This is a genomic window from Georgenia sp. SUBG003 (assembly GCF_000715355.2).
Taxonomy (GTDB): Bacteria; Actinomycetota; Actinomycetes; order Actinomycetales; family Actinomycetaceae; genus Georgenia.
The window spans coordinates 3712478-3730246 of record NZ_CP180204.1 but is presented as its reverse complement, the minus strand read 5'-3'; the positions used below and the strand labels follow the sequence as shown (position 1 = coordinate 3730246).

The window sequence follows — 17769 nt, the reverse complement described above, 5'->3', positions numbered from 1 at the left end:
GCAGGAAGGCAGTCCATGTCGAGCGACGAGGGCCGGCAGCGGGAGCAGGACCAGCCCGCGCCCGAGGGCGCGGGGCGCCGCGACGACGCGTGGGGCGAGGCGGGCGCAGACCGGTACGGGCAGTACGGCGGGGCGCCGCGGTACGGGCAGTACGGCGGGCCCGGCCACGAGCAGTACGGCGAGCCCCGCCAGGGGCAGTCGACGTCCTCGGCGGAGGCGTACGCGACCCGGCGCGCGACCTCACCGGTCGCGGGGTCGAACACCTCCCCCGACCGCGTCGAGCTGCCGGGGAACGGCCCGCCGTCCACCCAGTGCGCCACCGTCGAGGTGGCCGTGGCGGACGCGGTGGTCTGGGCGGCAGTCATCGTCGGTCTCCTCGTGGTTCATGCCTTCGCCAGGACGTGCGCGCGCAGCGCGGGGATGACGTGCTCACCGTACTCGCGCAGCGTCTCCTCCTTGTTGTCGTGCATGAGGTAGCCGGCGAACTGCGTGACGCCGAGCCCGGCGAGCTCCTTGAGGCGGGCCACGTGCTCCTCCCACGTGCCGAGGAGGCAGAACCGCTCGACCACCTCGTCGGGCACGAAGTCCGTGTGGGTGTTCCCGGCCCGGCCGTGCTCGTTGTAGTCGTAGTCCTTGCGGCCTGCGATGTAGTCGGTCAGGGAGCGCGGCAGCTGCGAGTCCGTGCCGTAGCGGGCGACGAGCTCCGCCACGTGGTTGCCGACCATGCCGCCGAACCAGCGGGTCTGGTCGTGCATGTGGGCGCGGTCCTCGCCGACGTACATCGGTGCGGCGACGCAGAACTGCAGGGCGTCCGGGTCTCGTCCGGCTTTCGCGGCGGCCTCGCGCACCACGCGGATCGTCCAGGCGGTGACGTCCGGGTCGGCGAGCTGGAGGATGAACCCGTCGGCGACGTCACCGGTCAGGGCGAGGGTCTTGGGGCCGTACCCGGCCACCCAGACCTCCAGCTGCGACGTGAGCGTCCACGGGAAGCGCACGGTGGAGCCGTTGACCCGCACCGGCCGGGCGTTGCCGAGCTCGCGGATCACGTGCACCGCCTCGCGCAGCTGGGCCAGCGTGGCCGGGCGGCCGTTGAGCACCCGGACGGCGGAGTCGCCGCGCCCGATCCCGCACACCGTCCGGTTGCCGAACATCTCGTTGAGCGTGGCGAAGGCCGACGCGGTCACGGTCACGTCCCGGGTGAGCGGGTTGGTGACCATCGGGCCGACCATCACCTTGCGGGTGTGGGCGAGGATCTGGCTGTAGACGACGAAGGGCTCCTGCCACAGCAGGTGGGAGTCGAACGTCCACACGTGGGAGAAGCCGTGCGTCTCCGCCAGGCGGGCGAGATCCACCACCCGCGACGCCGGCGGGTTGTTCTGCAGCACGACACCGAAGTCCATGGGTCAGGCCTCCTCTACACGAGGTACTGCGACAGGCAGCGGCGCAGGTACTGGCCGTGGCCGGCCCGGCCACGGAACTGACCATCGTCGACCACGACCGTCCCCCGCGAGATGACGGTGTCCACATGGCCGTCGACCTCGAACCCTTCGTAGGCGGAGTAGTCCATGTTCATGTGGTGCGTCCGGCCGACCCCGATGCTCGTGTGCCCGTTCGGGTCGTAGACCACGACGTCGCCGTCAGCCCCCGGGGCGATGACGCCCTTGCGCCCGTACAGGCCGAACATCCGGGCCGGCGTCACGCAGCACAGCTCCACCCACCGCTCGAGGGTGATCTCGCCGGTGACGACTCCCTGGTACAGCAGGTCCATCCGGTGCTCCACCCCCGCCGATCCCGTTGGGGATCCTGGCGAAGTTCCCGACGCCCATCTCCTTCTGGTCCTTCATGCAGAACGGGCAGTGGTCGGTGGAGACGACCTGGAGGTGGTTGGTGCGCAGGGAGTGCCACAGGTGGTTCTGATGACCCTCCGCCCGCGAGCGCAGCGGGGTCGAGCAGACCCACTTGGCGCCCTCGAAGCCGGGGGCGCCGAGCTGCTCCTCGAGGGAGAGGTAGAGGTACTGCGGGCACGTCTCGCCGAAGACGTTCTGCCCGCGGGCGCGGGCCGCGGCGATCTGGTCGGCGGCCTGCCTCGCGGAGACGTGGACGATGTACAGGGGCGCGCCGGTGAGGTCGGCCAGCATGATCAGGCGGTGGGTGGCCTCCTCCTCGGCCTGCCACGGCCGGGTGAGGCCGTGGTAGACCGGGTCGGTCTCCCCGCGCTCGATCGCCTGCTGGACCAGCACGTCGATGACGGAGCCGTTCTCCGCGTGGCCCATGATCATCGCACCGGTGTCCGCGGCGCGCTGCATCGCCTTGAGGATCTGGCCGTCGCCGGACAGGAAGACGCCCTTGTAGGCGGTGAAGAGCTTGAAGGAGGTGACGCCCTCGTCCATCAGCTCGTTCATGGCCGTGAGGGTGGAGTCCTGCACGTCCGAGAGGATCTGGTGGAACCCGTAGTCGATCGCGCAGCTGCCGCGGGCCTTCTCGTGCCAGGCCTGGTACTGCTCCACCGGGTGCTGCCCGGGGTACTGGACCACGAAGTCGACGATCGTCGTGGTGCCTCCCCACGCTGCCGCCGTCGTCCCGGACTCGAAGGTATCCGAGGCGAAGGTGCCTCCGAAGGGCATCTCCATGTGGGTGTGGGCGTCGATGCCGCCCGGTATGACGTACTTTCCGGTCGCGTCGATCACGGTGTCGACGTTGGCGGCGACGTCGAAGCCCAGGATCGTCGACCCCGGGGGCAGGACGGCCGCGACGGTCTCGCCGTCGATGAGGACGTCGGCCTCCGAGCGGCCGGTCGAGCTGACGACGGTGCCGCCCGTGACGAGTGTCTTCACGGTCCTGGCTCCGTCACGGCGCCGTGACGGCGATGTAGGAGTCCGGCCGGCGGTCGCGGTAGAACTGCCAGCGGTCGCGGACCTCGCGGATGAGATCGAGGTCGATCTCCCAGACCTTCAGCTGCGGCTCGGTGCTCGAGGCCCACTCCCCCACGAACATCCCGTCCGGGCCGACCACGTAGGAGCTGCCGTAGAAGGGCACCGCGTCGTCGCCGTACTCGTTGGTCTCGGCGCCCACCCGGTTGGCCGCGGCGACGAAGTACTCGTTGGCCAGCGCCGCGGCCGGCTGCTCCAGCTCCCAGTTGCGGTTGGAGATGCCGGGCGCCGTGGCGTTGGGGTTGAAGACGATCTCGGCACCGTTCAGGCCCAGCTCCCGCCAGCCCTCGGGGAAGTGCCGGTCGTAGCAGATGTAGAGGCCTACCTTCCCGATCGCGGTGTCGAACACGGGGTAGCCGAGATTGCCGGGGCGGAAGTAGAACTTCTCCCAGAACTTCGGCAGGTGCGGCAGGTGGTGCTTGCGGTACCTGCCCAGGATGCTGCCGTCCGCGTCGACGATGACGGCCGTGTTGTAGTAGATCCCCGGCCGCTCCTCCTCGTAGATCGGCAGGACGATGACCATGCCCAGCTCCTTGGCCAGGGCGGCGAACCGCTCGGTGGTCGGGCCGGGGACGGGCTCGGCGTAGGCGTAGTACCTCGTGTCCTGGGTGATGCCGAAGTAGGGGCCGTAGAAGAGCTCCTGGAAGCAGATCGCCTCGGCTCCCTGGGCGGCCGCCTCGCGCGTCCAGTCCTCGTGACGGGCGATCATCGACTCCTTGTCACCCGTCCACGGGGTCTGGGTCAGGGCGATCTTCCGGACGGTCATCGAGTCCTCCATCAGGGGGTGCGACACGGTGCGGTTCTGACTCCCCCGGCCACGCTGCCGGCGGTCTCGCTAGGTGCCCATGGTGCACCGCGGCGCGTACGTGCGGGTGCGAATGCGGCGCAGGACCTGGCTACCATGAGTTCCGGACCCCGGGTCGGCACTGACCTGGAGCGACGGCCTGGACGTGGGTCACGGTCCGCCGAGGCGCAGCGCAGTGACTGCGGCGACCAGCCCCACAACCTCCGGAGCCTTCTCGTGCCCCCCGCTTCGCCCACCTTCTCCGCCCGCCTCGCCGCAACGGCCACGCCCGGTGACCTCCCCGCGTCGCAGCGCCCCCTCCCCCGGTCCGGTCGCTCTCCCCGACGGCGGATCCTGGCCGTCCTCGCCGCCCTCGCCGTGGGTGGGTCTCTCACCGCGTGCGCCGGGTCGGACGCCTTCGGCCCCGGCGGGCCGGCCGGGGCCCGGGCGGCTCCGTGCCGCCCGCAGGCACCTGGCGGCTCCCTCCCCGCCACACCGGACGACGCCGTCGCGCACGCGCGCACGGCTACCCACCCGCCCGCACCCGCGGGCGGACCACCGAAGGAGAGAGCGGTCATGACGGTACGGAGAACTTCACGGACGGCGGCGCTCGCGCTGGCCGTCTCCGGCGTCGTCGGCGTGAGCGGCGCACTGGCGACCACCAACCCCGGCGGCCGGCCGGAGACCCCGCCCGGGCTCGACCAGCAGCTCGAGCTCGGCGTCGAGGTCCTGCTCGAGGACCAGATCGACATGCTGGAGGGCAAGCGGGTCGGCCTCATCACCAACCCCACCGGCACGACGAGCGACCTGACGCACACCATCGACGCCCTCATCGCCGGCCAGGAGGAGGGCGACTACGAGCTCACGGCCCTGTACGGCCCCGAGCACGGCGTGCGCGGCGGCGTCCCGGCGGGCGCCTACGTCGAGAGCTACACCGACGAGCGCACCGGCCTGCCCGTCTACTCGCTCTACGGGCCGACCCGGACGCCGAGCGCCGAGATGCTCGCGGACGTCGACGTCCTCCTCTTCGACATCCAGGACATCGGCGCGCGCTTCTACACCTACATCTGGACGATGTACTACGCGATGGAGGCCGCCGCGGAGAACGGCAAGACGTTCGTCGTCCTCGACCGGCCCAACCCGCTCGGCGACCGCATCGACGGTCCCGTGCTCGACTACCCGCAGATCAGTTCCTTCGTCGGCCTGCGCGAGATCCCGCTGCAGCACGGCCTGACGGTCGGCGAGCTCGCGCGGCTCTTCAACGACGAGTTCCTCGAGACGCCGGCGGACCTGAAGGTGGTCGAGATGGAGGGTTACGACCGGTCCTCCATCGTCAGCGACTGGGACCTGCCCTGGGTCCTGCCCTCGCCGAACATCCCCACCCGCGAGACGGCGATCGTCTACCCCGGCACCGGGCTCATCGAGTCGATCAACGTCTCCGAGGGGCGCGGCACCACCACGCCGTTCCTGTGGTTCGGGGCGCCGTACATCGACGAGACCGAGTCCTACGCCCTGGCCGAGGACCTCAACGCCCGCGGCCTCGAGGGCGTGACGTTCCGGCCCATGTCCGCCACCCCGAGCGCCAGCAAGCACGCCGGGCGCTTCTCCGGCGGCGTCCAGGTCCACGTCCTCGACGAGGCCGCGTACGAGCCGGTGCGCACCGGCCTGCACGTCCTCGACGCGCTCTTCGACCACATCGACGAGGTCGACTGGCGCGAGGGCGAGAAGTGTCGCACCGAGGCCGACCTGTGCTGGATCGACCAGCTCTCCGGCACCAAGGACGTGCGCGCCCAGCTCGAGGCCGGCGTGGACCCGGACGAGATCGTCGCCGGCTGGGCGGACGAGCTCGCCGCCTTCGACGAGCTCGCGGAGAGCTACCGCCTCTACGACGACGGGCCGGGCCGGCCCGACCACGCCGGCACGCCCGGCGAGGGCGCGAAGGGCTGACACCGGCAGCGCGCCAGCCGTTCCGGCCGCCCGCCGTCACGCCTCCGGGACGACGGCGCAACCGCACCACCCCACCCCTGCCCGGCGGTCCCTCGCGGGACCGCGGCCGGTCCACCTCGCCTGGAGGGCGTCATGAACAAGACTCTGACCGCGGCGGCTCTGGGAGCCGCGCTCGCGGGGGCCGCCGTCGTCCCCGCGGGAGCCGCGACCCACGCCCGGCGCCCGCGACCGCGACCCCCGCCGACCGCCAGCACCATGGCCACCACGAATGCCGCGCAGGCCCCGGCCGACGCCGGGACCCGGCCGCTCCGCCGCCGCCACCGCCGACCCCCTGGGACCGGACCACCTCCCCCGCCGCGCACGCTCGAGGACGGGAGGACCAGGGCGTGCGGGTCCGCCATCACCGGGCGCGAGCGCAGCGCGGCGAGTCCCTGCTGCTCCCCGTGCAGCCGGGCGCGGACCGCGTGCCGGATCCGCTGGCGGGCGTGCGTGAGCTGGCGCCGCTCCTCGGCGACGTCGGGCACGATCCGCTTCGCGGCGTCGGTGGGTGTCGACGCCCGGTAGTCGGCGACGAGGTCCAGCAGCGGGGTGTCGGTCTCGTGCCCGATCGCGGAGACGAGCGGGGTGCGGCACGCGGACGCCGCCCGCACGAGGGACTCGTTGGAGAAGGGCAGCAGGTCCTCGACCGCGCCGCCGCCCCGGGCGACCACGATCACCTCGACGGCCGGGTCGGCGTCGAGCTCGGTGATCGCCTCGCACACCGCGGCCACCGCACGGGAGCCCTGCACCGCCACCTCGCGGATCTCGAAGCGGACGGACGGCCAGCGGGCCCGCGCGTTGACCACCACGTCGTGCTCCGCCTTCGACTCACGCCCGCACACGAGCCCCACGGTGCGCGGCAGGAACGGCAGCGGGGTCTTCCGGCCGGCGTCGAACAGCCCCTCGGCGGCCAGCACCCGCTTGAGGTGCTCGATGCGCGCGAGCAGCTCGCCGACGCCCACCGGGCGCAGCGCGTCCGCCTGCAGCTGCAGCGTGCCCCGCTTGGGCCAGAAGACGGGCCTGGCGTGCACGACCACGTGCGCGCCCTCGTGCAGCGGGGCCTCGACCGCCGCCAGCACCCGGGCGCTCACGCTCACCGGCAGCGACATGTCCGCATCGGTGTCCCGCAGCGTCAGGAACGCCAGCGTGGCGCCCGGGCGCCGGTTGAGCTGGACCACCTGGCCCTCGACCCACAGCGGCGCCATCCGGCTGACGTACTCGGCGATCTTCGAGGAGAGCAGGCGGACCGGCCACGGGTTCTCCGCGGTTGTCTCCAGCGCCCCGTGCGGCGAGGCGGCGCGGGGCGGGGGGAGTGGTGGTCGGACGTCACGGTGCCCACGGGCGTCACAGGCCTTCGAGCACCTCGACGGCGCGCGGGTCGGAGTCGGTGAGCAGCTTCCTGCAGCGGGCGTCCTCGTCGTCCTCGCCGATGGCCGCGGCCGCGTCGGCGAGGGCGAGCACCGAGAGCAGGAAGCCCTGGTTGGGCAGGTGCGCGGCGGGGACCGGGCCGGCGCCGCGCCACCCGGCGCGGCGCAGCGCGTCGAGCCCGCGGTGGTAGCCGGTGCGCGCGAACGCGTAAGGCGACGCCCGGAGGCGTAAGCGGGCAGGAGGAGAGAGAGCGCACGGCCCCGGCGGGCACCGCCCAGCGGGGCGCGGACGTGGCCTCCTCCACGAACGGGGCCGCCTCCGCCGGCAGGAACGTCACGCAGCGCCGCCCTGCGCGGACCGCGTGCCGGTGGCGTCGAGCACGCCGGACGCGTGATCGAGCCCGTGCGCCGGGGCGTCGCCGACGCTCACGCCGACCGCCACGGCCTGCACCACCGGTGCGACCAGCTCCCGCTGGGCGACGTCCGGGACCGCACCCGTGACCAGGACGAGGTCGTGAGGGCTGTCCGGGAGCGCCAGCCCGACGACGCACACGCCGTACCGCGGACGGTCGCCGTCGGCGTGGGGGTCGGGGTGGGCGGCCCCGTCGGGGTCGGGGCCACGGGCGCCGGCCGTGTCCGGGCCGGTGCCGCTGAGGTCCACCTGCACCGCCGCACGCCCGTCCACCATGGTGAGGTCCGTGACCGCGTCGACGGTCCCGACGGCGCCCGTCAGCGCCGCACGCTCGACGAGCCCCGCCGGGTTCAGCTCGGGCTGGTCGACGTGGTGCAGGGTGGTCGTGAAGGCCCACACGGCGGCCTGGTCCTCCACGAAGGTCAGCACCAGCCCGGCCGAGACGACGCCGGTGCCGGCGACCTCGCGGCGCTGCGCCGCGAGCGTCTCGTACAGCGCGTCGGCCGCCCGGTCCCCCACCGTGGCGCGGGCCGGTTCGACCATCTCGCGCCAGTGCTCGCGGGCCCGGTCGTCGTCGGCGAAGGCGGCGACCTCCACCCAGCCGGGCGGGGTGGGGACCCAGACGCCCGGCTTGGCCGTCGCGGTTCCGGCCGGGACGACGTCGTCACTCATCGGGCGGCCTGCTTGTCCGTCACGAAACCCTCACCCGAGAAGACGTTCTCGAACCGCTCCCGTGTGCGCGAGACCGGGTTGCCGACCGTGTTGACGCCCTCGATCGTCGAGCGCACGCCCGACGCCTGGTCGTGGGCCTTGGTCAGCAGGTAGCCCCAGGTCGCGAGCGGACCGACAGGGCTGTACTGCAGGGTCGCAGTCGCTGTCGCCCCCGCCCCGCCCGTGCCGCGCGAGACCCCGGCGAGCGCCGGGACCATCCCGGACATCCCGCCGGCGTTGCCGGCCATGCCGAGGAAGCCGGACGCGAGCTTGCCCAGCGCGCCACCGGTGAGCACACCGGCGAGGCCGAGCAGCATCTCCTGCGGCCCCTCGCGCCCGCCGGCCACCTGCAGGGCGTCGATCCCCACGGCGCCGACGCCGAGCCACAGCCCGACCGTCCCGGCGGTGCTGATCATGCCCATGACCGCCGCGAGCCCGACGGGGTTCATGACGGCGACGACGACGGCCGCGGCCAGCAGCAGCACGACGGCGATCCCGACGGCGACGGTCAGGATGTCGACGATGTCCTCCAGCACCGGGAGGACGTACTCCTGGAAGTCGTCCCACAGGTCGCCGAGCCCGTCGAGCAGCCCGGAGAACATGCCCGCCTCAGGGGCGGCGTCCCCGGCGTCCTGCAGCCGGGCGGCCACGTCCTCCGCCTCGGCGGCGTAGCTGCCCGCGAGGGAGTGCGCCTCGGCACGGACCTCGTCCAGGGCCGACGTCGCGAGGTGCAGGCGCATGCCGGCGCCCTCGACGTCGCGTCCGGGTCCTCGCTGCCCTGGGCCGCGCTGAGCGCGGTGGCGGCGCGGTCGACGTTCTCCATCGCCGCACGGGCCCGCGCCTCCAGCGCCTCGGCACGGCGCTGGAAGCCCGCCAGGGAGACCGCCCAGGTGTCCAGGGCGTTCGCCGCGGTGGCGAAGCTCTCGGCGGCGGTCACCACGCGGGGCGTCAGCTCGCCGTCGACGGTCGAGTGGAAGGCCTCGGCCGTCCTGCCCTGCCAGTCCTGCTGGCCGGTGCCGCCGAGCACGTCCCCCCGCCTCGCGGATCTCGGCGGCCGCCCGGGCGACCCGCTCGGCCAGCGACTGGGCGGAGGCGAGGTTGCCGGGTGCCGGGTCGAAGCCCAGCGCCGGGAAGTAGCTCATGACTCCTCCGAGCTGAGAGAGGCCGCGAGCTGGGCGTCCAGCTCGACGAAGGTCTGCCGGATCGTGGTCAGGGCGCTCGCCGCGGCGCCCGAGAGCTCCGACAGCTCCGCGATGCCGTGCTCCCAGGTGCCGGCGAAGGATCGGAGTCGCCCCTGCAGGCCCGCATGACCGCTGACGTCCTCCGGCACAGCGCCCATGGCCTGGGCCGGCCCCGTGAGCCTGGTGCCGATGTCGGACAGTGTCCGCTCGGTGCGTCCGAGCGCCGCCATGTCGATGAACAGGTCTGCCACGTTCCCCCTCCTGTGCCTGCGTTCCGGGCCGGTCGACGAGCCGGGTCAGATGCCGGCGGCGAGCTGAGCGTCGGTGTCCGCCAGCGCCTGCGCGGCGTTGGTCAGGTACTGCGATAGGTCCTGCAGACCCTCGATCGTCTGCTGCGCCCCGGTGGTGAACTGCTGGTAGGACTCGTTGAACCGCACCGAGGCCTGGTCCGTGACGAACCCGGACTCCACCAGCCCCTGGATCTGCGCCTGCAGCCGGTTCAGGTCCGCGATGATCTGGTCCTTCGCCGTGACCAGGTTGTTGGCCTCGCGCTGCATCTCGTCGTAGGAGACGTTGATGTTCGACATCGTGCGTCACTCCCCCTCGTGGGATCGAGGACCCGCCGCCTGCCGGCGGGATCCGCTGGGAACATTCCTACCGGTCCGAAATGCGCCTTGTCGCCCACCGGCCATGGGGACAACTCCCCCCCGGGGGACAACTCCCCCGGGTCAGCTCCCCGGGTCATTCCTCGCCGATGTCCTCGTTCCACAGCGCCGGTTCGGCGGCGACGAACTCGCGCATCAGCGCCACGCACGCGGGATCGTCGAGCACGACCACCTCGACCCCGCGCGAGCGCAGCAGGTCCTCCGCACCCAGGAACGTGCGGTTCTCGCCGATCACCACACGCGGGATGCCGTAGAGAAGGATCGCTCCCGCGCACATGTCGCACGGGGACAGGGTGGTCACCATCGTCGCGCGGGCGTAGACGCGCGCGGGCAGCCGCCCCGCGTTGGCGAGGCAGTCGGTCTCGCCGTGCAGGATCGGGCTGCCGTCCTGCACGCGGCGGTTGCGTCCGACGGCGAGCACCTCGCCGTCGACGACGAGCGCCGCGCCGATGGGCACGCCCCCCTGCGCGGGACCCGTGACGGCTCGGCGCGGAGCCCCCCGACGGCGCGGCGCGCGGACGCCGTGTCGGTGGCTGCTGGCATCGTTCGCGGCATGGAGATGACCACAGTCCTGCTGCTCCTGCTGACTCTCGTCGTGGGGACCGTCCTCGGTTACGCCGTGGCGGTCGCGCGGGGCGCCGCGCTGCGCGGGGACGGCGCCACCGCGGCGGAGGTCGCCGAGCTCCGCGCACGGGCGGCGGCCGCGCAGGCCCGCGCCGACCGCCTCACCGAGGAGGTCGAGCAGCTGCACGAGCGCGCCCGTCAGGACCAGGACGTCCTGCGCGCCCTCGCACCGGTCCAGGCGACGCTCGCGCAGGTGGGCGAGCACGTCGCCCTGCTCGAGCGCGAACGCACCGAGCAGTTCACCGTCCTCACCGAGCAGCTCCACCACGCCCGGCGCACGGACGCCGAGCTGCAGCGGACGACGGCGCAGCTGGAGTCCGCGCTCCGCTCCACCTCGGCCCGGGGCCAGTGGGGCGAGATCGAGCTCCGTCGCGTTCTGGAGGCCTCCGGGATGCTGCGGCACGTCGACTTCACCGAGCAGCGTGCGCTGGGCGCGGCGGGGTCCCCGGGACGGTCGCGCACCGGGGGCGGCCGGCCCGACGTCGTCGTCCACCTGCCCGGCGAGAAGTACCTGGCGGTGGACGCCAAGGTTCCGATGGACGCCTACCTCGAGGCGAGCGCGCTGGGCGAGCGCCCCACGGGCGAGGACGCCGACCGACGCGAGCGGCTGCTCGCGGCCCACTCCCGGGCGCTGCGCGGGCACGTCGACGCGCTCGCGAGGCGGGCCTACCACGAGCAGCTGCCGGGCTCGCCGGAGCTCGTGGTCATGTTTGTCCCGTCCGAGGGGCTGCTGGCCGCCGCCCTGGAGGCGGACCCGACGCTGCTGGAGCACGCGCTGCGCCAGGGGGTCGCCCCCACGTCACCGTCCTCGTTGCTCGCGCTCCTGCGCACGGTGGCCTCGGTCTGGTCGGCCGAGCAGGTGAGCGCCGAGGCCAAGGAGCTGCTCGAGCTGGGCCGCACCCTGTACGACCGGCTCGGGGTCGTCGCCTCGCACCTGGGCGGCCTGGGACGCTCGCTGCGCTCGAGCGTGCAGCACTACAACCGGGCGGTCGCGTCGATCGAGCAGCGCCTGCTCGTCACGGCCCGCGACCTGGAGTCGATCGGCGGGCGGGACCTCGAGGTCGAGCCGATCTCCGCGGACGACGCGCAGGTGCGCACGTTCACGGCGCCGGAGCTCGTCACCGAGGACGACGCCGGGACCGCGATGTTCGCCGGTCGCGCCGGCTAGCGCTCGGCCCCGCGGCTGCGGCTGGTGCTCAGCCCCGCGGCGCGGCGGCCGCCCAGCGGCTGGCGCACCGGACCGGTCACCTCCTCGACCCGCCGCCAGGGTCTGCGCGCGGTGGCGGGCCGCTGCACCAGGACGTACCCGAACCCCGATGCCCTCGACGCCGCGGGCCCCGAAGTCGGCCAGCCACGCGGCGTACGCGGCCTCGTACCCGGCGCGGTCGAGCTCGGGGCGCATCCCGCCGTCGCGCAGCCACAGCTCGGCGTACTCGGCCGGGTCCTGGACCTCCCGCTGCACGACCCAGGCGTCGCACCCCTCCGGCAGCCAGCTCGCCACACGCTCGCGCCAGTCCTGGCCGGCGTGGTGCTCCCAGTTCCCGAGGAGCTGCGCCACCCCGCCAGGCGCCAGGTGCCGGCCGACGGCGGAGACGAGGTCGTGCACGAGGTCGTCCCCCCCGCGCCCGCCGTCCCGGTACTCCATGACCGGCAGGCCCGCGTCGTAGGCGGAGGCCGGGGTGATCACGAACGGCGGGTTGGACACCACCAGGTCGAAGATCTCCCCCGCCACCGGCTCGAGCAGCGACCCCTCGCGCAGGTCCAGGTCGACCCCGGCGAGGGCGGCGTTGAACGCTGCGAAGCCGAGCGCCCGTGCCGAGAGGTCGGTCGCGACGACGTGCTGGCTGTGGCGGGACGCGTGGAGCGCCTGCACCCCGCACCCCGTGCCGAGGTCGAGCGTCCGCCGCCGCGGGGCGCGCATCGTCACCTGCGCGAGCGTGAGAGAGGCGCCGCCGATCCCCAGCACGTGGTCGGACCGCAGCACACCGCCGGTCGCCAGCTCGCCGAGGTCGGACGCCACCCACCACCTGGCCGTGCCGGCCCCGTCCGCGGCCGCGTACGGTCGCAGGTCGACGGACGGCGGTCGCGGCGTCCGCCGGACCGGCACCGGCCGTGCGCACGAGTCCGAGGCGCTGGGCGCCCTCGGCCCCGGCCGCCGGCAGGGCCCGGTCGAGCTCGGCGCGGGGTGACGTCGTCGCCGAGCATGAACAGGCGCAGGAGCACCGCGGCAGGGTGGTCGTTGCCGCGCGCCGCCAGCAGCGCCGGCAGCCCCGGGCCGGCGGCGGGGCATGCTGCGCCGCCCGCGCGGGCCGTCCACCCGGGGCGGGCTCTCCGGCCGCCACCTGCGGACGGCGTTTGCCGCATATCTGCGCCGAATACTTCGCTCCGGGTTCCCTCTTTCAAGGGGTGTGCAGGGGTCCGGGTCGTCTCGTAGCCTGGCTGCATCCGGGGGGTCACGTTCAAATGATGAGTGCCGTCTGGGGAACACATGCCGTACGTGCTGGGCATCGACATCGGGACGACCTCCACGGTTGCCGCGACGACGCGACCGGACGAGGACCCCGCGCCTCAGCTCCTCGGGCTCGGGACGCGCGGCGCCGCCGTGCCGTCCGTGCTCTACCTCGACGAGGTGGGCGACGTCCTGGTCGGCGAGGCCGCCGAGCGGCGCCTCCTCTCGCACCCCGAGCGCGTGGTGCGCGAGGTGAAGCGGCGCGTCGGGGACACGGTCCCCGTCTCGGTGGGTGACGTCGCGGTGGCGCCGCACGATCTGTTCGCGGCGCAGGCCCGCTGGGTGGCCGACCGCGCGGAGGAGAGGGAGGGCGAGGCGCCCGCCGCCGTCGCCGTCGCCGTGCCCGCCACGTGGGGGTCCTACCGGGTCGGGCTGGTCCGCGACGCCCTCGCGGACGCCGGACTGACCGGCGTGACCCTGGTGAGCGAGCCGCGGGCCGCGGCCCGTCACTACCTCGCCCAGCAGCGCGTCGCCGAGGGCGCCACCGTCGCCGTGTACGACTTCGGCGGCGGGACGTTCGACGCGGCGGTCCTGCGCAAGACCGGCCCCGACACCTGCGAGATCCTCGGCAGGCCGGAGGGGCTGGACCGGCTCGGCGGCTCCGACCTCGACGAGCTGGTGCTCGCCCACGTCGCTGACGCCGTCGGGGACCGCCTGACCGGCCTTGACCCTGCGGCGCCCGGCGTGCTCGCCGGCCTGGCGCGGCTGCGGCGCGAGTGCACCGAGGCGAAGGAGGCGCTCTCCGCGGACGCCGAGACCACGGTCCCGGTGCTGCTGCCCGGCCTGCAGACCCAGGTCCGGATCGTGCGCGCCGAGCTCGAGGAGCTCATCACTCCCGCCGTGGAGGAGACGGCCACGGCGCTCGCGGCCGCCCTCGACGCCGCCGACGTGACGCCGGAGGAGCTGGAGGCGATCCTCCTGGTGGGCGGCTCCTCGCGCATCCCGCTGGTCGCCGAGCTGCTCTCGGCGCGCTTCCGCCGACCGGTCGCGGTCGACACCGACCCGCAGGGGTCCGTGGCGCTCGGCGCGGCACGGGCCGCGGCGGGGGGCCCAGGAGTGTGTGACCGGAGGCAGCCGACGCCGGAGTCGGAGCGCCGGAGATGCCCCTGGCGGGCTCCCTCGGCTCCGCGGGTCGGCCCGCGGCGTCTCAGCCGAAGCGCTCGACCAGGGCGGCGCTCTGGTGCGGACCGAGCCCGCGGACCCGTCGTGCCTCGGAGATGCCGATCTCCGCCATCAGCGACCGGGCGGTGGCCTTGCCGACGCCCGGGAGCGACTCCAGCAGAGAGACCACCTTCAACTTGCTGAGCGCCTCGTCCTCCTTCGCGGCCTCGAGCACCTCCGAGAGGGAGACCTGTGAGTACTTGAGCTTGCTCTTCACCTCGGCGCGGGTGGCTCGGGCGGCGGCGGCCTTCGCAAGGGCGTCGGCTCGTTGCTCAGGGGTCAACGGCGGCAGTGCCACGATCGGTCACCTCGTCAGCTCACGGATGGTGCGATGTCAGGACGTTAGCGGTCCCCCGGACGCCCGGCAACGGCGGGCCGTCCCGGCGGCCCTGCAGGTCACCGGCGCGGGCAGGCCTTGGCGCACCGCCCCGCGAGGCCGTCGGCGTTACCGGGGATGCAGCCTTGGCGGGGCTGGCGGGGGCCACCGCGATGTCGACGCCGGCCGCCCGGGCCATCACCTCGTTGCGCAGCGCCTGCGCCTCCGCCTCGTGCAGGAAGCCGATCACCACGTTCGACTCGCCGCCGCCGGCCGTCTCGACCCGCACCTGGGCGAGCCCGAACAGCCGGCCCAGGAGCGGCTGCACCACGTCGACGGCCTGGATGCGGACCAGGCGGGCATGGCGCTGCTGGCGGAAGAGGATGCCCGTGTGCAGGTCGACCGACTCGCTGGTGACCACGAACCGCGTGCGGCGCCACGCGAGCATGGAGTACAGCCCCGCCACCAGAGCGACGAGCACGAGCACCCCGACGACGGCGAGCACCACCGTCGTGCGGTAACGGGCCACCGACTCCCACACGCCGGGCAGGTTGGTGATCTGGTCGGAGATCTGCCAGATCGTGGCGGCGACGACCGCCGCCACGACCTTCCAGGCGTTCAGGAGCGGGGTGATCTTGTGGACGCGGCGCCAGGCCACGGCGTCGTCCTTGCCGGTGCCGCCGCCCGGGGCGTCGTGGCCGTCCGCGGCGGCCGCGCCGACGGGCCCACCGCGTGGGAGAGCCGCGCGGAGACGGCGTCCACCTCCGCCAGGGCGGTGCGCAGCGAGACGGACGGCCGCGCCACTGCGTCGGCGAGCACCGCCCGCACCTGCGCGATGCCGGTGTGCTCCAGCGCGGACGTCGGGAGCACCCGCACCCCGGCCAGCCCTTCGGAGGCCAGGAGCTGACGCACGTCGTCGGCCACCGTCGCGACGGCGCGCGGGGACAGCGTGTCGGCGTGGTTCACCAGCACGAGCATGGCCTCGCTACGCCCGGCGAGCGCCGTGAGGTAGCGGTCGTGCAGCGCGTTGTCGGCGTACTTCTGGGGGTCGACCACCCAGACGAGCACGTCGACGAGCGGCAGCAGCCGGTCCACCTGGACGGCGTGGTCCCGCGCGATCGAGTCGTGGTCGGGCAGGTCGAGCAGGATCATGCCGCTCAGCGCCCGCTCGTGGTCGCCGTCGAGAACCGACTCGCGCTGGATGCGACGCGCCGGCGAGACCTGCAGGAAGTCGAGCAGCTCCTCCGCCGCACCGCCCCACACGCACGCCGCGGCCACCTCTGTGGTGGGCCGCAGGGCTCCGACGTCGGCGAACCGCAGACCCGAGATGGCGTTGAACAGCGAGGACTTGCCGGAGCCCGTGCCACCGACCAGCGCCACGACGGTGCGGTCCGCCCCGAGGGCGAGCCGCTCGGCGACGGCATCCAGGTCCGAGCGCGCCCGGGCGGCCTCGAAGGGGTCGATCAGACCGTCGGCGGCGCCGAGCGCGAGCACCAGCGAGTCGGCCCGGTCGGCGAGCGCCGCCGCGTCGACGTCGGCGGGAGCCGCCGGGGCGTCGGCACCCAGCGCAGCCGTGGGGACGGTGACGGTGGTGGTGGTAGTCATGCATGCTCCTTCAGCTCGGACGCTCGCAGCCGCAGCGCGGTGCCCGGCTGCAGCGGCAGCGCGTCCAGGTCCTCGAGGTACGGCTCGACGGCGGCGCGCACGGTGGTCGCCGCCAGCCGGGCGAGGTCGTCCCGCGCCTCGTCCACCAGCGCGTCGCTGCCGGTCAGGCGTCGCACGGCCGCGGCGCGGCGGCTGCGGCGTCACGCGCGCGACGGGCGCGGTGCGGGCGGTCGGGCTGCTCGCCCGCGGCCTTCAGGTCGCCGCGGAGGTTCTTCGGCAGCGAGAACATGATGTCCTCGGTCGCCGTGCGGACCTCCTCCACGCCGGTGTAGCCCAGCGACTTCAGCCGGTTGATCACGTCACGCACGAGGATCTCCGGCACGGACGCCCCGGAGGTCACCCCGACGCTGGTGGCGCCCGCCAGCCACGCGGGGTCGACCTCGTCGGCCTTGTCCACGCGGTAGGCCGACCCGGCGCCCGCCTCGAGGGCCACCTCCACGAGCCGGACCGAGTTGGAGGAGTTCGCGGAGCCGACGACGATAACCACGTCCGCGTGCGGCGCCAGCTTCTTGACCGCGACCTGCCGGTTCTGGGTGGCGTAGCAGATGTCGTCGCTCGGCGGGTCCTGCAGGTGCGGGAAGCGCTCGCGCAGCAGCTTCACCGTCTGCATCGTCTCGTCGACCGAGAGGGTGGTCTGGGAGAGCCAGATGACCTTCTCCGGGTCGCGCACCTGGACCCTGTCCACCTCGTCCGGCCCGTTGACCACCTGGATGTGCTCGGGCGCCTCGCCCTGGGTGCCCTCCACCTCCTCGTGGCCGTCGTGGCCGATGAGGAGGATGTCGAAGTCGTCCCTGGCGAAGCGGACGGCCTCCTTGTGGACCTTCGTCACCAGCGGGCACGTCGCGTCGATGGTGGCGAGGTTGCGGGCGGCGGCCTGCGCGTGCACCGCCGGCGAGACGCCGTGGGCGGAGAACACGACGCGAGCCCCCTCGGGCACCTCGTCGGTCTCGGACACGAAGATCGCGCCGCGCTCGGAGAGCGTCTCGACGACGAACTTGTTGTGGACGATCTCCTTGCGCACGTACACCGGTGCGCCGTAGAGCTCCAGCGCCTTCTCGACGGCGTCGACGGCACGGTCGACACCGGCGCAGTAGCCGCGCGGCGCCGCGAGCAGGATGCGCTTCCCGTCGGGCGCCGGGGTGCTCTCGACCGTGCCGGGGAACGCGGACGCGCCGGCGAGGGAGCTCACCCTCGGCGCGGGTCCGGAGGACGCGGGGGTGGTCGTGGGCGTGGTCACCCGGCCAGGGTACGTGCGAAGCCGCGAGCAGGGCTATCGAGGTGTCCGAAAGCACAGGCGGCGGGCCGGTGTCACGGGCGGGTGCGACGATGGCCCCCATGAACCGGAACCTTCTCGAGCCCGACCCGGTCCTGCTGCCCCAGGACCACCCGACGTGGCCGCGCGCACGGCGCTCGACGCGGGCGAGGACCCGCGCGCCGTCGCCGCCCGCCACCCGGCCC

17 protein-coding genes and 4 pseudogenes are annotated in these 17769 nt (G+C 73.9%); 5 read left to right on the top strand and 16 right to left on the bottom strand.

Features of this window, described 5'->3' with window-relative positions; all coding sequences use genetic code 11:
- Positions 1-15: 15 nt before the first annotated feature.
- The gene (locus DA06_RS19645; RefSeq protein ID WP_418605803.1) at positions 16-477 is read left to right on the top strand and encodes a hypothetical protein; all 462 of its coding nucleotides are present in this window, start codon (positions 16-18) and stop codon (positions 475-477) included.
- Here the strand turns inward: DA06_RS19645 and DA06_RS19640 are convergent.
- The 3 genes and pseudogenes from DA06_RS19640 to DA06_RS19630 form a co-directional block, all read right to left on the bottom strand.
- Complete coding sequence (locus DA06_RS19640; RefSeq protein ID WP_043503430.1) at positions 384-1400, bottom strand: TIGR03842 family LLM class F420-dependent oxidoreductase; 1017 nt, start codon at positions 1398-1400, stop codon at positions 384-386. The genes DA06_RS19645 and DA06_RS19640 overlap by 94 nt on opposite strands.
- Before the next feature lie 14 nt (positions 1401-1414).
- Positions 1415-2834, bottom strand: a pseudogene (gene hydA, locus DA06_RS19635) (dihydropyrimidinase).
- A 13-nt stretch (positions 2835-2847) separates the two neighbouring features.
- A complete protein-coding gene (locus DA06_RS19630) occupies positions 2848-3696 on the bottom strand; it encodes a nitrilase-related carbon-nitrogen hydrolase (protein ID WP_043503432.1) in 849 nt (282 codons plus the stop codon).
- A 594-nt stretch (positions 3697-4290) separates the two neighbouring features.
- Between DA06_RS19630 and DA06_RS19625 the strand changes: the two genes are divergently transcribed.
- Positions 4291-5661 (top strand): DUF1343 domain-containing protein, encoded by a 1371-nt coding sequence (locus DA06_RS19625; protein WP_052437006.1) that lies wholly within the window; start codon positions 4291-4293, stop codon positions 5659-5661.
- On the opposite strand, the gene xseA is transcribed toward DA06_RS19625, so the two are convergent.
- The 7 genes and pseudogenes from xseA to DA06_RS19590 form a co-directional block, all read right to left on the bottom strand.
- Positions 5598-6977: an exodeoxyribonuclease VII large subunit gene (gene xseA, locus DA06_RS19620; protein ID WP_418608108.1), complete on the bottom strand. Its 1380-nt coding sequence runs from the start codon at positions 6975-6977 to the stop codon at positions 5598-5600. The two genes, DA06_RS19625 and xseA, sit on opposite strands and share 64 nt — an antisense overlap.
- Positions 6978-7044: 67 nt before the next feature.
- Positions 7045-7278, bottom strand: a pseudogene (locus tag DA06_RS19615) (DUF3151 family protein); the annotation flags it as partial.
- Positions 7279-7401: 123 nt separating this feature from the next.
- Positions 7402-8151 (bottom strand): hypothetical protein, encoded by a 750-nt coding sequence (locus DA06_RS19610; RefSeq protein ID WP_043503412.1) that lies wholly within the window; start codon positions 8149-8151, stop codon positions 7402-7404.
- Positions 8148-9332, bottom strand: a complete 1185-nt coding sequence (locus DA06_RS19605; protein ID WP_418605802.1) for a hypothetical protein — start codon at positions 9330-9332, stop codon at positions 8148-8150. Before DA06_RS19605 ends, DA06_RS19610 begins: the two co-directional genes overlap by 4 nt.
- Entirely contained in the window at positions 9329-9622 is a 294-nt protein-coding gene (locus tag DA06_RS19600; protein ID WP_043503406.1) for a hypothetical protein, read from the bottom strand. Before DA06_RS19600 ends, DA06_RS19605 begins: the two co-directional genes overlap by 4 nt.
- A 45-nt stretch (positions 9623-9667) precedes the next feature.
- A complete protein-coding gene (locus DA06_RS19595; protein ID WP_043501166.1) occupies positions 9668-9958 on the bottom strand; it encodes a WXG100 family type VII secretion target in 291 nt (96 codons plus the stop codon).
- A gap of 154 nt (positions 9959-10112) precedes the next feature.
- The gene (locus DA06_RS19590; protein ID WP_418605801.1) at positions 10113-10493 is read right to left on the bottom strand and encodes a nucleoside deaminase; all 381 of its coding nucleotides are present in this window, start codon (positions 10491-10493) and stop codon (positions 10113-10115) included.
- A gap of 96 nt (positions 10494-10589) precedes the next feature.
- On the opposite strand from DA06_RS19590, the gene DA06_RS19585 reads away from it, so the two are divergent.
- Complete coding sequence (locus tag DA06_RS19585; RefSeq protein ID WP_052437004.1) at positions 10590-11828, top strand: DNA recombination protein RmuC; 1239 nt, start codon at positions 10590-10592, stop codon at positions 11826-11828.
- A gap of 555 nt (positions 11829-12383) precedes the next feature.
- On the opposite strand, the pseudogene DA06_RS19580 reads toward DA06_RS19585, so the two are convergent.
- Positions 12384-12581, bottom strand: a pseudogene (locus DA06_RS19580) (methyltransferase); the annotation flags it as partial.
- 112 nt (positions 12582-12693) lie between these two features.
- Here DA06_RS19580 and DA06_RS19575 point away from each other — a divergent pair.
- Together DA06_RS19575 and DA06_RS19570 are read left to right on the top strand one after the other, a co-directional pair.
- A complete protein-coding gene (locus DA06_RS19575; protein ID WP_418605800.1) occupies positions 12694-12849 on the top strand; it encodes a hypothetical protein in 156 nt (51 codons plus the stop codon).
- Positions 12850-13148: 299 nt separating this feature from the next.
- Positions 13149-14198 (top strand): annotated as a pseudogene (locus DA06_RS19570) (Hsp70 family protein); the annotation flags it as partial.
- 118 nt (positions 14199-14316) lie between these two features.
- On the opposite strand, the gene mihF reads toward DA06_RS19570, so the two are convergent.
- From mihF to DA06_RS19545, 5 genes are read right to left on the bottom strand one after another with little or no spacing between them, the layout of a single operon-like run.
- Entirely contained in the window at positions 14317-14628 is a 312-nt protein-coding gene (mihF, locus tag DA06_RS19565; protein WP_043503391.1) for an integration host factor, actinobacterial type, read from the bottom strand.
- 19 nt (positions 14629-14647) lie between these two features.
- Entirely contained in the window at positions 14648-15304 is a 657-nt protein-coding gene (locus DA06_RS19560; RefSeq protein ID WP_418605799.1) for a PH domain-containing protein, read from the bottom strand.
- The gene (locus tag DA06_RS19555) at positions 15265-16251 is read right to left on the bottom strand and encodes a GTPase (RefSeq protein WP_418605798.1); all 987 of its coding nucleotides are present in this window, start codon (positions 16249-16251) and stop codon (positions 15265-15267) included. The genes DA06_RS19560 and DA06_RS19555 overlap by 40 nt, the downstream gene beginning before the upstream one ends.
- Positions 16248-16427, bottom strand: coding sequence for a hypothetical protein (locus DA06_RS19550; RefSeq protein ID WP_418605797.1), 180 nt, complete (start codon positions 16425-16427; stop codon positions 16248-16250). Before DA06_RS19550 ends, DA06_RS19555 begins: the two co-directional genes overlap by 4 nt.
- Positions 16415-17548 (bottom strand): 4-hydroxy-3-methylbut-2-enyl diphosphate reductase, encoded by a 1134-nt coding sequence (locus DA06_RS19545; protein ID WP_418605796.1) that lies wholly within the window; start codon positions 17546-17548, stop codon positions 16415-16417. The genes DA06_RS19550 and DA06_RS19545 overlap by 13 nt, the downstream gene beginning before the upstream one ends.
- Positions 17549-17769: the final 221 nt, after the last annotated feature.

What these genes read in the sequence shown, in the direction of transcription:
- DA06_RS19585 (WP_052437004.1), top strand. Translation starts at nt 10,590, where the DNA reads ATGGAGATGACCACAGTCCTGCTGCTCCTGCTGACTCTCGTCGTGGGG.
- DA06_RS19645 (WP_418605803.1), top strand. Translation starts at nt 16, where the DNA reads ATGTCGAGCGACGAGGGCCGGCAGCGGGAGCAGGACCAGCCCGCGCCC.
- DA06_RS19640 (WP_043503430.1), bottom strand. Translation starts at nt 1,400, where the DNA reads ATGGACTTCGGTGTCGTGCTGCAGAACAACCCGCCGGCGTCGCGGGTG.
- DA06_RS19630 (WP_043503432.1), bottom strand. Translation starts at nt 3,696, where the DNA reads ATGACCGTCCGGAAGATCGCCCTGACCCAGACCCCGTGGACGGGTGAC.
- DA06_RS19605 (WP_418605802.1), bottom strand. Translation starts at nt 9,332, where the DNA reads ATGAGCTACTTCCCGGCGCTGGGCTTCGACCCGGCACCCGGCAACCTC.
- DA06_RS19610 (WP_043503412.1), bottom strand. Translation starts at nt 8,151, where the DNA reads ATGAGTGACGACGTCGTCCCGGCCGGAACCGCGACGGCCAAGCCGGGC.
- DA06_RS19595 (WP_043501166.1), bottom strand. Translation starts at nt 9,958, where the DNA reads ATGTCGAACATCAACGTCTCCTACGACGAGATGCAGCGCGAGGCCAAC.
- DA06_RS19555 (WP_418605798.1), bottom strand. Translation starts at nt 16,251, where the DNA reads ATGACTACCACCACCACCGTCACCGTCCCCACGGCTGCGCTGGGTGCC.
- DA06_RS19625 (WP_052437006.1), top strand. Translation starts at nt 4,291, where the DNA reads ATGACGGTACGGAGAACTTCACGGACGGCGGCGCTCGCGCTGGCCGTC.